Source organism: Bacillus sp. NPDC060175, from assembly GCF_042728695.1.
In the GTDB taxonomy this organism is placed as follows: Bacteria; Bacillota; Bacilli; order Bacillales; family Bacillaceae_G; genus Bacillus_A.
The window spans coordinates 19,559-32,694 of sequence record NZ_JBHWYR010000054.1; the positions used below are offsets into that span (position 1 = coordinate 19,559).

The window sequence follows — 13,136 nt, forward strand, 5'->3', positions numbered from 1 at the left end:
AAAGTTAAAAACAGCTTGTTTATTAGTCTATGTTTTGCATTATAGAATAATAATATTCGTATTTAATCTTCAAATTGCAAGTCTATTTCACCCCTTATCATCCCTTAACAACAAACAAGACGCCACCAAGATCACGGCAGCGCCTACGAGAATTTCTATTGGTTTAATCCATTTATTTACCCTCATGTCATTTATTTCTTTGCTTCCATACCCCATTCTCTTTACGATAAGTATTCTTGTCATTCATAAAGTCAGCTGTATTACCAGAAATGCTATATTTCTTATTCTTTTTCTTAGCCTTCTTCTTCAGCCTCTTCTCTTCTTGAACAGCTTGCAAATCAACCTTCCATTGTTTCAACAAATCCTTTTCACGTCGCATCGAATTTGTACCTCTTGGATTAAAATGTGAATCCAATAATTAGATTCTTCCTATTTATATACTCATTTAAACCAAATGTCCATTTTGTACAAAATAAAGAGCACCTTACGATTGCAGGTGCTCAAATATATGAAGTGGGGCTACCCCATACTCCAATATATGCTTGTCCTTATTAAAAGGTGCGAAATAAAAAGAGTACCCGTCATTAGGTACCCTTCAACAAATAAGTATGGCGCTCCAAGTTTCACCTCATATGATAACTCGTCCCCACATTCATCATATGCTTGTCTTATTAGAATGTTCACTGGTTTAATGTGTAATTTCTATATAACAAAGAAAAAAGCACCCGTTATAGATGCTTTTTTCTTTTAATCTTTCTTTTCTTTTACCACTAAAGAGAATACATTGTCCAAATTAATCATACGATCTCCAAACCTGAAGAATCTAGCTTCTCTAGCTTGTATAGAATTCTCTATATCAGTAACAGTTACTGTCTTTTTATACTCAACTTCAAATTCGTGTTGTTTACCATCGACTGCTTCTATGTTAATTATAAATTTTTTCATTTTCATATTCTCCACCTCCTGATATCTATCTATTCGACAGAAAAGAAGTATATCCTACAAAACAAAAAGCCATCACCGAAAGGTGACAGCTCTAAAGGGGATGGGAGAAAAGAGAGAAAACAAATGGCAAAGTTTCTCTTCCAAGGTCAAGATTACTCTCAACCTTCTCCAAGCCACCGCATCAACTTGTATGGCTACACACCCTGTGTTCGGTGACTGGGAGAAGACTAAGAATCTTCTCGTTTATACTCCGTAGAGTCGGCTCAATACTTCGGCTACTTAATGTCATTTTCACCCTCGCAGACCAATATCGAATTATAAAGAATTAATATCAAGACATAAATGTTTCTTCCGACGCCTTGCTTGAACCAACACATAAGACTGAGGGGAAGGTTCAGCTGTATTGGCTCAAACAAAGAGCGGAGGCTCTCTGCTCGTTTAGACCTATATTTTTATAACGCTACAGTTCATCCAATCGAACGAACCATCACCACATTTGTAAAACAATCCATCTCGAAATCAAGACCTTGAAAGTAGTTTCCGCTACCTCTCAGTAATAATAGTGTATCACCTAAATATCAAGAGCAATGTGTCATCGTTGTGGCATGATTGTGGCTTCTTTTCATTTTGCTGCTCACTCTTCTAATATGGTCATAGCTATAACCTAGCTCACTAGCAACCTGTTTTAAATTGAATCCCATTACATCTCGCAAATAAATAATCTGTTGTTCTAGTCCCTTCTTCTTACTCATCACAAACTGTGCTTCTCCCATTAATACTTTCTTATCAGCAATACGTTGTTTTAATCTCTCTGACTTCTCCACAATGCGATCATGACGACCTGCTATTTCATCTAATGCTAATGGAATTTGTCCACCTGTTACACGGTCCTTGCTATAGTCTGTTACTCCATTAAATTTAGGAGCGTTCATATGCATGTTTTTCATCAGATATTTATGCTCCAATTTAAGGTCCTTTAATTCAATCTCCATTAATTCGATTTCTTCTCCTAAGTTTCGATAAATGTTTGTCATGGTAAATCCCCCTATTTCTGAATTTGTCTTTTTAACATTACATAAGGTACGTGAAATTTTAATATATAACTACTGAATAAGGGAACGATGACTACAATACAGCCCCCACTACACTGTTAGTCATTGTTCAGTTATCCATTAAGCCTTTAATAATTTACGTTTCTTGTTACTCATCTTCTCTATCGCTGTTTCAAATGTTATTCACTACTCTCTTATGGTCCTGATCAAATTGAATCATGCCATCTAGCACTCCTGAAATTAATCCTGTCTCATCAATGTATTGTAAGTAGTCAACTGGCGCTCGTTCTGTCTCATCTACTAGATATCCATAAATATCAAAGTCTGCTCTTGGTATCGACTTCTTACCCTTTGGCTGTTGTGACATCCTTACATAAGATTGGATGACTGATAGTGGTACTACGAATACTGACTTATCCTTGCTAAACTCTATAAGGAAGAAGCAAATCGCTCCCATCTTCTCTGCTTTCTCCAGGTAATCCAGTTGATGCTGCGCAATGTTACTTAAATCGAATCGTGTAAGACTTTGTGTTGACTTCGCTTCATATGCAATAGCTCGTCCCTTATACACCCCGTCATAATCTACTGTACTTTTAGCTTCATAGAATCCATTTAATACACGGCCACCTTTACAGGAGTTGGACGCTTGTTTATAAGCGCCACTCCCCCTCTTTGATACATTTCATTCGCTAGATTGATAAGCATTTCAAATGCCATCCCACGGTTTCCTAGTCCCATTGTTATTCCTCGCTTTCCACTTGTGAATTTCTATTTCAATTGAATATGCAATATTTCATATTTTATTATTGTAATATCTCTTTATTAACTATCATTTTCTAGTACATTATTAAAATCCATTGATAAATCAACATTTGTAATTTAATTCCTTATATTAAACCCCGACAGAATACTTCTAAACACTTTATTCGAATAATTATATTGGAATTTCTTGTTCTACACATCTATACGTGTTTTGTGTATTATATAGCGGAAGCGGAAGAGTAAGGTAAGAGTTACTCTTTGCCATTTTAGGAAAGGTTCTGTTGGAGACAACAGGACCTTTTTTCGTAAAAGGATTATTTTGTTATATTTTCTAACAAACTTCATTTCAAAGTTTTCAGATCTAGATGAACCTCTAGACGCATACACCATATACTAATTTAAATACTTCCTAGGAAAGCAGGTGAAAACTATGCCATCTGTTGTTGGAAATCTGGTTGTACAAAATAGTAACGGTTCTTTCAATTTAGGTGATTTTTATAACGTTTCTCCAAAGGAAAATACAAAAGCTTATAATGGTTCAGGATCATCAACTGTTGCTTTTGTTGCCAATACCTTTAGCGGTGTTAGTGCAACAAACACATACGATTCTGATATTGCAGATCAAAACCAAGTTGGAACAGTCTAGAATTGTTCATTTTCCTCTTCCTCCCCTGAATAAAACTCAATATTCCGTAAATAATGTAGATAGGCTGTTAAACAGCCGGAAATCTCTTATGTGTAACCGTACTAATCGAGACTTCCTTGGAGATGAGCAGTTAGCTTTTGCTAGCTGCTCTTTTATTCGCTTCGTCAATTGTAAAAGTTATACTGTCTGGAGCCCATCCTGAGTAATTATCCATAAAGTTATAAACCGCTTGTTCCGTCCATCCCCTTGAAAGTATTTCTTTGCAATGTGTTACTAAATCTTCATAGGTATGTATACTTTTTCTCGTTGTAACTATGTCCTGAATTTCTTCAAGACTAATATCTAATTCCTCACACAACCGATCTAAATGATAATTATCGGTATCATACATCCACGAATAATCTTTCCCTCGTTCAGAAGCATCCACTATTGTTTTAGCTATCAATTCAATTACTTTTGTTTTATCCATCTCTTATTCCCCTTTTCGAATAATCTTTTTTATATTACACATACTACCTGCAAGCCGACTTCCCACCGGCTTCACTCTTTCAAATCGGAGCTCTCTCCTCCGTATCGTTTAAAAACATGGCGGGTAAATTAGTCAATTACCTGCCGTTTTTACGTATAATCGTAAAATTCCTTGTCCATACTGCTTAGAGAAAACATCTTAAGCCATTTGTGTCAAACTCCAGCACAAGGCATTCGTAAGGCCGTTCCGATAAAAGGTGCGGCCTTATTTTATCCCCGTATTCCCCTTTTCGATTAAAATAATGCTTTTATTCAGAAATACAATCCATGTCTATTACACTTTCATAACTACACTTTTTATTCGAACAGTTAAGGAATATTAAATCCTCGTTCGTATCTATATCTAATTTTTCATTACAATTTGGACATATTAATTCACTTTTCATCTTTTTCCCTCTTTCTTATAAAATTCAAATTTGATATTAAATCTTTGTAAAGATTATTAGAATTCATTCCTTTTAACCAAAAAACTTTATATACTAAAAGTGCAAATAATTGATTTGCAAATATCTCATTTATGTACGACATACCTTTTATTGCTAAGAGAAATCCTAGCTTTTTATTTTCCCCTCTGAATAAAACTAAATATTCCGTCAATAATATAGGTAGGCGATAGCCAGAACTCATTTAATGAAGTCCCTAGCCTTTCTCCATTCCCCCTTGGAGAACCAGCCGAGCAGTTAGCTTTTGCTAGCTGCTTTTTTACAAATACTAATTAATTTATCCAAGCACGTTTTGAAAAATCCCGTATGATATGGTGTATCCTTTCTTTTAAGTGAATGAACTCGTCACGAGAGCACTTTATTAAGTGTTTTTTCGTGTTTCAAATACATACAAAATGAAATTTTTATTAAGTTCACTTCCGAATAACTTTTCCAATCTTGTTTACACTATAACCGTAACTTAAAGTTACACATCATTACTTGTAGGGCCTAATTTCTTTTGTACAACAAGTAGTTAGTTAATTGAGCTAGCTACTTTGTTTTTTAACCATTTTTGTATGAATACAATTTATATACATAATTTCTGAAGTGAGATCCATACTATATATTAGGTCCTAGGTCTTAACATCTAAAACCCTTATTTCAGCCTTAGACCTAATAAAGCGCTCCGCTCTCTTACTTGGGGCTAAGCAGTTAGCTTTTGCTAGCTGCTTTGTTGTGCCAAATGGATTTTTTATTAGGTATTTGCACCTCATATTATCATGTGTGCCACACTACTCTCTGAGGGCCCAACTTACTGAGAGCACTACTTGAAGGTGCTCTTTTTAGTTTTGTCTGAATAAATCCCCAATTTATGTCCATACTTTGAATACGCCAATCTGTAACAATTGATTTTCCTCCAAAATGGGGCAGTTAGCTTTTGCTGACTGTTCTTTTGTTTGAAATTAAAATAGCGGTTTTGTTCCAAATGATGCCCTCATTCATTTGGACACATTTACCAGTATTTTTACCAAAAAATTCATGATATCGTTAATTAGTCGAGTACGTCATTACTTGACGATTACCCTTAGGAGCCCCGCAGACAATCGGGGTTTCTTTTATTTAAATAATGATTTTATTAAGTTTTCTTTTTTACACCAATAGTACATCCTTTATTAACCTTTTATTTTCATATTCCATAGAAAAAAATAATAAAGTTTGCTTATGATTTTTTATTACTACCCATTTCCTCTTATTCTGCATTCCTATAAATAGACAACAGCATAGGATAAAAGGTAAATGATAAAATCATGAGAGGAGCTTGGATATGCAACATAATCCACGTTTTTACTATCAATGTCAAAGCTCAATGGATAGCATCTGGAATAACAATAATTGGATTTATGATTGGAATCCTTATTATTACAGTAACAACAATAACACCTGGAATCACAACCGGAATCCTTATTGTGAAAACATTAGATTAACAGATTATGGAGCTAGACCATTTGTATTGAATATTAACCAGGCCACTAAACAAAACCATACTTACCGCACCGCTTTATGGACAGGAAAAAACTTACAAGTAACTTTAATGAGTATTAATGTTGGAGATGACATAGGTTTAGAAGTACACCCTACAACTGATCAATTCATACGTATTGAAGAAGGACAGGGACTTGTTCAAATGGGTGATAACAAAGATAAATTATATTTTCAAGAAATGGCCTATGATGACTATGCAATTATGATACCTGCTGGAAAATGGCATAATGTAATCAATACGGGGAATAAACCACTTAAAATTTACTCTATATATGCACCTCCAGAGCATCCATATGGTACAGTTCATGAAACAAAAGCAATTGCCATGTCTACTGAAGCAAGTCGGTATTACTAATAAGAAATTATCTTTGTCTTAAACTAAATTATTGTTCAAATACTCCACAAACCTAAAAAGATCACAATAAATCTTGATCATAGAGCGCCTTAAAAAGCGCTCTTTAATTTTCAAATAACTATTTCGTTCAAATTTTAGATAGATGTTAATATTCTTACTAAAGAAGGTTTACTGATGAAAAATTCATGGATAAAGATTTCTTTAATCATTTTCATAGCACTTGTCCCTTTAATAATTTTATATTTTGTTGGTATGTCACTTTTTTGGAACCAGCCATAATTGAATGATTATTTAATAAACAGCCTGTCAATACTGTATATGACAGTAGATTTTCTCCTTGTTCCCCCTTGGAGAGCCGAGCAGTTAGCTTTTGCTAGCTGCTCTTTTATTCTTATTAGCTTGTCACACTAAAATAAGCTATACATATATTGAATTACCGAACGAAACTCACTGATTTCCATAAAAGAGCCTCCGACCAGTAGACGGAGCTCTTTTTACTTTTAAAGCTGGCTACCAAATAGCGGTTTTATTAAGAACTAATGATTTTTATATTTTTTAAGTTTGTCATCACAAGTAATTTTTATAATTAGTTAATTTCTCAATATAGTTTGTGTATATAATTCCATTCAAAAATACATAATACCCACGTAACTATTTAAAAATACATCGTTTTTATATCTAAGTTCAAAAAGGAGCTATATAACATGGATAAAAAAAATCTATTAAGTCAACAACTTGATCATGTGTCATTGGATGCGCTGAATACTCCTAGTAAGGCTCAAGAGCAAATGCAAGAAACATCTCAGGAGGCACATGATTCAAACAAAAAGGACAGTACTCAAGCTTTACGTGGCGAAGATCTACCAATTTCAGACGTATATAGAACAACGAACAAACAGTAAATTTCAAAGGGAAAAATCTTAAGAACGAGTGAACTTAATTCTTTTCCCTTTTCCTATTCAAATAACGCTTTTATATGAAAGTCGTACACATTTTTGACACATCAACCATCACAATTACTTGAAAACTCGTGATAATATTAATTCGTCGAATACGCCAAATTCCGACACCGTACGACAATAATATCTCTCCTATAAAATCCCTGTCCCCGCAGGGATTTTCTCTTTTATTCATTACTTTTTGTTGCACTGAATTCCCATCCTGAATAAAATAACTTAACATGGTAAAATATTATTTGGATGGGAGTCCAATACATATTATTAAAATTAAGTTGGTTCAAGTCGGAGGAAGGCACCTTAGGGTGTCTTTTTTTACGGTAAGGCATTAATGTTTTCTATGTCTCGATTAGTGAATAATTTCACATTTTGTAATAACATCAAAAGCTTTTATCATGAAGACGGTTATTTACTCACTAGCTATATGACTATTGTTGATATTGATCTGCTAAATAGTGCTGTGATATGCACGGATTCTTTTTATAACAAGATGAAACTACAGTTTTCAAATATAATCGACGTAAAATAAAATTCACCCAACAAAAAAGAAAAGGAGAAACCTCCTCTTTTCTTTTTAATTTAAACTTAGAACTAAGTGTAGCCTTGAAATAAAGTTTGATTAAATTAACTTAATAAACTTTGATAAAAGAGCAAATAAAAAAAAGCGTGGTTCGAAAAAAGATTGTTCAAAACACGCTTTTTCTATATTCAATTAAATCATCCTTTTATCAAACTTTGTTTTATGGCCACAAAGTGACATCTAAAAGTTAGACACGTTATTTCATTAGGCAGCTTCTTGGGCATGGGTCCGGTATTGTACCGGGCTCATGCCTTTTAGTTTTGCCTTTGCTTTTGTGTATTTTATATTGTGGATCCATTGACAGTTACTTTTGCGTCTATAGTAAATCCTAATCCTGCATCTACAGATGCTTACAACATTATTATCCTGCCAATATGGAGAATCATAGAAACATAGGTTGTCCACTTTAGACACGACACGTTTTCCTATATTTAAATTGTTTCGTTCCAGTCGACTGCAAAATGAACGAATACGTTTCTCCCTGTCTCACCAGATTTCTTGGATTTAAAGCCATTTTCCCTTTTAGGGTGATATAGTCCTTAAGATCTTGTTAAACCTGTGCAATTACGGTTGGAATTTCATTCTGTTTGACACATATCCCCAGGCTATCTGGACATGATAAAAGATGAGGTGACTGACATGAAGGATAAAATATTAGAATTAGTACCAGGATCGGTAAAAAAATTACTCCAGAAAAAAGTTAAAGATGGAAACCGATGCATCATTGATTTGGTTGTGGATGATGCAACTGCTTATGGATTTGAACCGGAGCAAGTAGTCCCCTGTATCATGGCGGGTTATTATGTTTATGAATCCACCACCTATCCCAGTGAAATGGAAGAAGAATGGAAGCTGAACTTGGTTTTTCATGCGGCCAATCGCTCGGCAATGAAGCTTCTATCTTATGGGAAGTATAAAGCGAAACAATCTGAAAGTGGATGGATGAGATATACAAATCCATAAGGTTTACTTAACATACACTAACTAGCTTGGTGAGCATGAGGCACCATCACATGCACATCAACTTGAGATTTTGAAATACCCCCAAGTATTTTGGTGAAAAAATGGATTACTCTTCTCTTGCCTATTTATAATGAATAACATTTCAAGAATACCAATAAAAAGCATAATCAGTCATAACTGAAGAATCACCCAACTGATGTAACATAGCTGAAATATTCCCTCTATGATAGGTTCCATGATTCACAACGTGTAAGACCATTTCAGATATACTTGTTTCTCTTAATCCTGCCCATGGATTATCCAACATTATTCTCTTTTCCATATCTTCCTGTCTGTTCAAAAAGGTTTTAAACCGAGATGTTAAAGTGTGAAATTCCATTTCTAAGTCTTCAATGGGCAGTTTCTCAATCTTTTCTTGAATTTGAAATGAAGATTGCATTGCTTCATTCATACTCTGACCCTCGAGGGTATTAAGCCATCCATATTCCACCAAATAGAGATGAGATAAAACCTTTGAAACAGAAGAAAAGACACTTTTCATTTCCTTTTGATATTTCTCAGGAGAAAGTGTCTTAAGATGATCAATAATCCGTTGATTTGCCCATACATGATAGTTATATAGATTTTCTACATGATTTGCCATACAATCGCCTCCTTATCATCACGTTTTTTAATATTCTTTATCAGAATGAATTATTCCTTTAAATATTATTACTTATCTGATGAGATCTTCAACTAAATGGCCCGATTGCTGAATAAGAAAAAATCCTGCACATCAACACAGGATTTTGATCAAACTTTTTTACATATTATCAATCTTTATTTTAAACGATCAGACTTTTTTATAAATTATTAAACTTTGTTTTAAAGACACACTTTTTACAATTTAGGTCTTGATAACTTTAAAACGGTTAAACTTTATTTCAAAGCCACAGGGATCTCTCCGTGAAGATAATGGGAAATTCTGTATTTAAGCTTAGGAATTTCGTTTTTGGGGCAACCTGTTTTGTTAGGTTGATGGCGATGTGCAACTGCCCCTATATAAACATTTAAATTATTCTTCACAATCCCGCTACTTCCAATAGCAATATACTTAATACTTTCCAGCACTATATCTCATTACAATAAACGTTACTCACCTTTTAGTTCGCTTTAAAATTATAAATCGGCTTAATAATATGTTTGATATCAATTGTTTCTTTTGTATTCTCAACAATTTCATTCATTGGCTTATATACCATTGGAGCTTCATCTAAAGTACTTTCTGCAACAGATGTAGTCCAAACTGCTGTCATTGTATTTTGAAAATCCTCTAAGTTAAGTACTTCTTTAGCCTTCTTACGACTCATAATGCGCCCCGCTCCATGCGGCCCAGAAAAGTTCCAATCTGGATTTCCTTTACCAAATGCAATAATTGAACCGTCTCTCATATTAATTGGAATGACTACTCGTTCATCTTTCTGAGCTGAAATAGCCCCTTTTCGTAAAATCATGTTTTCCATATCGATATAGTTATGAATTGTAGTGAATTGATCCGTTACTGTCCAATCCATTCTAGTAACGATTTCATCCATCATAGCTTTACGATTTAACTCCGCATATTTTTGAGCGATTTTCATATCATTCATGTAATCTTTAAAACCTTGACCTTCTAAATAAGCTAACTCTTTGCGAATCGTCGGTTTCTTAATCCCGCGTATAGCTTCATGTATTTCTTGTTGTCTACCTTCTCTTGTTAAACGCTCAATAATTTCCTCTTTAATAGATTTAACGTTTATAAGTTGCTCATAAGCAAGGTTTTGATAATACTCTGCTATTTGTTTACCTAAATTACGAGAACCACTATGAATGACAATGAATACATTCCCTTTATCGTCCTCATTCAGTTCGACAAAATGATTTCCACCACCAAGCGTACCAATACTCTTTTGAGCACGTTGTAATGTAAATGGAGCTCTTACACTATCAAAATCAATCATTTTTGAAAATCTATGTTCCTTATCTCGAATACGAAAACCACTTGGGACAAATTTACGAATTGTTTCGTCTAAGTGGTCGAAGTTGATTTCCTCTTTCTTCTTATTAATCATAACAACTTCCATGCCACAACCAATATCGTACTTACCTCCCAGTTTCCTGAAAGAGGGGACTATACCTTCTCTACAGTCATCGAGATATGCAGTCTCTACCGTAGGCTCACCGTATTAATTATTCCTCTTCAAGCCAAAATGGATGAGGAATAATTCTGTATCTTAGTCTGCTAACCTGATACAAGTCTCTGAACCATTCGATTATGTCACCATAACCACTGGCTGCTGATTGCCCTCGCCTTTTATCCCGCTATTTACGGGCAGTAGGACCCCGACCTCAAAATTCAGAAAAAACAAAGAAGTTAGGTGGGGGTCGGGCTGCCCGTACAAGCCCGATTGGTTCAACTAATAATCAGTGGGGAATGCCCCCCCACTGATTAAAGTTTCACTTTATCGTTAGGGTTCCCAGTCAATTGAGTGAGTAGTTTAAAGTCTGAGCCGATTAGTTAACCCCGACTAAATTAGGAACGATTTTATCTTGAATCGTCATCGTTGTCCCAATCGTACACCCTGCCCCCGCATGTGTATCTGGCATAATACGAATCTTGCTATCCTTTACGAACTCTTGATTACAAAGATCAATAATTTGACCTGCTGCAGTTTCTTCTACGTTAGTAGTAAACACTTTCGCTTCATTGTATTTTCCTTGTAATTTCAACATTTTCTATTTCCCCTTTCCTTTAATCACTATACTCTATGAAACTTTCCATTAATAATGTTTGTATCTTCCCTTCCATACAATACTCTCTTTGGATTTAAAACGATCATTAAAACTGCTACTACTAAATAAAGCATCGCGTTATACATGATTAGATCGATTAAGTTTCCGTTTATAATACCAATAAAGAAATTAAAAAATTGATGGATGATGATTGGGATAATTAAATTCTGATTTAAGTTGTAAAATGCAGTCATGACGATCTTAATAGATATGATGGAAATCATAAAGAATAGAATATATTTGATTAAGTCAATGCCGACAAACCCTGTAGTAAACCATATAGGTAGATGCCACATCCCCCACCAAAACCCAATGATTATTGAAGCTTTTAATGGTGAATACTTCTTTTGAAGCTCAATTTGTACAAAGCCTCTCCATCCTAGTTCTTCTCCCAATGGCCCTGCAAGAAAGTTTTTAACAAAGAAATAGATTAGCATTCCCCATGAAGATACAGTAAAAATTGAGTCTACTTCACTACTTTTAGATACGAGAAACAAAATCATCAAAAATATGAATGTTTGGATCATACTCACAGTAAGAATCACAGATAATTTAAGTTTGCTCTTAAATTTATCTTTTATAAATTGCATGACACTCTGCCCGGGATAGATTTTTTTAAATAGCACTGCAAAAGCAAAAGTTGAAGACCAAGATGATATACAAAACATTATGTCAAAAACCCATGCAGGAAATTCCAACATACTTATAGCACCTACAAGAACAAAAAGTGGCCAAAAAATGATATTGGTTAGTAGAATAAAAGTTGCTACTGGTTTTTTTAATTTCTTTTCTCTATTCATGCATAATCCCAATCCCCATTTCAAACTAAGTATTTCGTAAACATGAAAGTATTTATATTTACGAATGCCTTCAGCTTAAACCTAGGGGTTACTCACAGGTCAATACATGCATACATTATTTTACAGGTGCATAAATTTCTAAAAATATACGTTCAAGTCCTCCTTCATACGTGGTAAGTAATAAATTTATGTAAACTAGCCCCAAAAGTTCATACTCCTGTTCTATTGCTACTTTTCTTAAATTAGCTTCCACATTATGATCAATACTTTTCCCACCAGTTGCCCACCTTCCATCTTCAATAATTGTATAGATGCATTTTGGGTAAGATATAATTTCACCCTCTACTTCTTTATCAAAGTCCTCTATTTTCCTTACAATAATAAACTTATCTTCTATAATACCTTCTTCATTAAAACTTACGACTCTTCGTAAAGAGGTTAGAGTAACTGCTTTTTTTAGGCTATCCGTGTTCTTTTTCAAAGATTCATATTCATCATAAGCAGTAAAATGCTCTATTTCTCCTTTTATTTCTAAAGATTTCATTTCTTTTACTGTGTATTCTCCTAAGAATTGTTTAATTTTTTCACAATCTTCTTTTACTATTTGAAGCTTTTTTAAAAGAAGTTTTTTATATTCAATTTCTTCTAACACTTCTTGTTCTTTCTCTTCTAATAAAGACTTTATTCCCTCTATACTCTTACTTTTTCTTAATTCTTGAATTTTTTTTATTTCGATATCCATTTCCCTATAGAAATTTACCGTTGTTATAT

Annotated in this window: 15 protein-coding genes and 2 pseudogenes; 5 read left to right on the forward strand and 12 right to left on the reverse strand. The window is 34.1% G+C overall.

Annotation, left to right across the window (positions count from 1 at the left end):
* Positions 1-187: 187 nt before the first annotated feature.
* The 4 genes and pseudogenes from ACFWDE_RS22325 to ACFWDE_RS22340 form a co-directional block, all read right to left on the reverse strand.
* Entirely contained in the window at positions 188-379 is a 192-nt protein-coding gene (locus ACFWDE_RS22325; RefSeq protein ID WP_377894759.1) for a hypothetical protein, read from the reverse strand.
* Positions 380-747: 368 nt separating this feature from the next.
* Entirely contained in the window at positions 748-945 is a 198-nt protein-coding gene (locus tag ACFWDE_RS22330) for a hypothetical protein (RefSeq protein ID WP_033712261.1), read from the reverse strand.
* A 578-nt stretch (positions 946-1,523) separates the two neighbouring features.
* Positions 1,524-1,979 carry a hypothetical protein gene (locus ACFWDE_RS22335; RefSeq protein WP_002084602.1) on the reverse strand — a complete coding sequence of 152 codons (456 nt, stop codon included), beginning with the start codon at positions 1,977-1,979 and terminating at the stop codon, positions 1,524-1,526.
* 138 nt (positions 1,980-2,117) lie between these two features.
* A pseudogene (locus tag ACFWDE_RS22340) lies at positions 2,118-2,735 on the reverse strand (Holliday junction resolvase RecU).
* Between the two features lie 454 nt (positions 2,736-3,189).
* Here ACFWDE_RS22340 and ACFWDE_RS22345 point away from each other — a divergent pair.
* Positions 3,190-3,405: a spore germination protein gene (locus ACFWDE_RS22345; protein WP_002084597.1), complete on the forward strand. Its 216-nt coding sequence runs from the start codon at positions 3,190-3,192 to the stop codon at positions 3,403-3,405.
* Positions 3,406-3,535: 130 nt separating this feature from the next.
* Here ACFWDE_RS22345 and ACFWDE_RS22350 read toward each other — a convergent pair whose 3' ends face one another.
* Entirely contained in the window at positions 3,536-3,874 is a 339-nt protein-coding gene (locus ACFWDE_RS22350; RefSeq protein WP_377894763.1) for a hypothetical protein, read from the reverse strand.
* Between the two features lie 434 nt (positions 3,875-4,308).
* Positions 4,309-4,560 carry a hypothetical protein gene (locus ACFWDE_RS22355; RefSeq protein ID WP_377894766.1) on the reverse strand — a complete coding sequence of 84 codons (252 nt, stop codon included), beginning with the start codon at positions 4,558-4,560 and terminating at the stop codon, positions 4,309-4,311.
* Between the two features lie 1,122 nt (positions 4,561-5,682).
* Here ACFWDE_RS22355 and ACFWDE_RS22360 point away from each other — a divergent pair.
* The 3 genes from ACFWDE_RS22360 to ACFWDE_RS22370 all read left to right on the forward strand — a co-directional run bounded on the left by ACFWDE_RS22360 (position 5,683) and on the right by ACFWDE_RS22370 (position 7,740).
* Positions 5,683-6,255, forward strand: coding sequence for a cupin domain-containing protein (locus ACFWDE_RS22360; RefSeq protein ID WP_377894769.1), 573 nt, complete (start codon positions 5,683-5,685; stop codon positions 6,253-6,255).
* Between the two features lie 704 nt (positions 6,256-6,959).
* Entirely contained in the window at positions 6,960-7,157 is a 198-nt protein-coding gene (locus ACFWDE_RS22365) for a hypothetical protein (protein ID WP_002084593.1), read from the forward strand.
* 385 nt (positions 7,158-7,542) lie between these two features.
* Entirely contained in the window at positions 7,543-7,740 is a 198-nt protein-coding gene (locus tag ACFWDE_RS22370) for a YolD-like family protein (RefSeq protein ID WP_128280575.1), read from the forward strand.
* 247 nt (positions 7,741-7,987) lie between these two features.
* Here the strand turns inward: ACFWDE_RS22370 and ACFWDE_RS22375 are convergent.
* Positions 7,988-8,220: pseudogene (locus ACFWDE_RS22375) on the reverse strand (hypothetical protein); the annotation flags it as partial.
* Positions 8,221-8,430: 210 nt separating this feature from the next.
* On the opposite strand from ACFWDE_RS22375, the gene ACFWDE_RS22380 reads away from it, so the two are divergent.
* The gene (locus ACFWDE_RS22380; protein WP_002146752.1) at positions 8,431-8,754 is read left to right on the forward strand and encodes a hypothetical protein; all 324 of its coding nucleotides are present in this window, start codon (positions 8,431-8,433) and stop codon (positions 8,752-8,754) included.
* Between the two features lie 142 nt (positions 8,755-8,896).
* On the opposite strand, the gene ACFWDE_RS22385 is transcribed toward ACFWDE_RS22380, so the two are convergent.
* From ACFWDE_RS22385 to ACFWDE_RS22405, 5 genes are all read right to left on the reverse strand, one after another.
* Positions 8,897-9,397, reverse strand: a complete 501-nt coding sequence (locus tag ACFWDE_RS22385) for a DinB family protein (RefSeq protein WP_002146751.1) — start codon at positions 9,395-9,397, stop codon at positions 8,897-8,899.
* Between the two features lie 499 nt (positions 9,398-9,896).
* Positions 9,897-10,856 carry an RtcB family protein gene (locus tag ACFWDE_RS22390; protein ID WP_377894773.1) on the reverse strand — a complete coding sequence of 320 codons (960 nt, stop codon included), beginning with the start codon at positions 10,854-10,856 and terminating at the stop codon, positions 9,897-9,899.
* Positions 10,857-11,286: 430 nt separating this feature from the next.
* Positions 11,287-11,505 carry an RtcB family protein gene (locus ACFWDE_RS22395; protein ID WP_002110694.1) on the reverse strand — a complete coding sequence of 73 codons (219 nt, stop codon included), beginning with the start codon at positions 11,503-11,505 and terminating at the stop codon, positions 11,287-11,289.
* Positions 11,506-11,531: 26 nt separating this feature from the next.
* Positions 11,532-12,365, reverse strand: a complete 834-nt coding sequence (locus ACFWDE_RS22400; protein WP_377894776.1) for a CPBP family intramembrane glutamic endopeptidase — start codon at positions 12,363-12,365, stop codon at positions 11,532-11,534.
* Between the two features lie 115 nt (positions 12,366-12,480).
* Positions 12,481-13,136: MerR family transcriptional regulator (locus ACFWDE_RS22405; RefSeq protein WP_377894779.1), on the reverse strand; the 656-nt coding region annotated here is incomplete at its 5' end.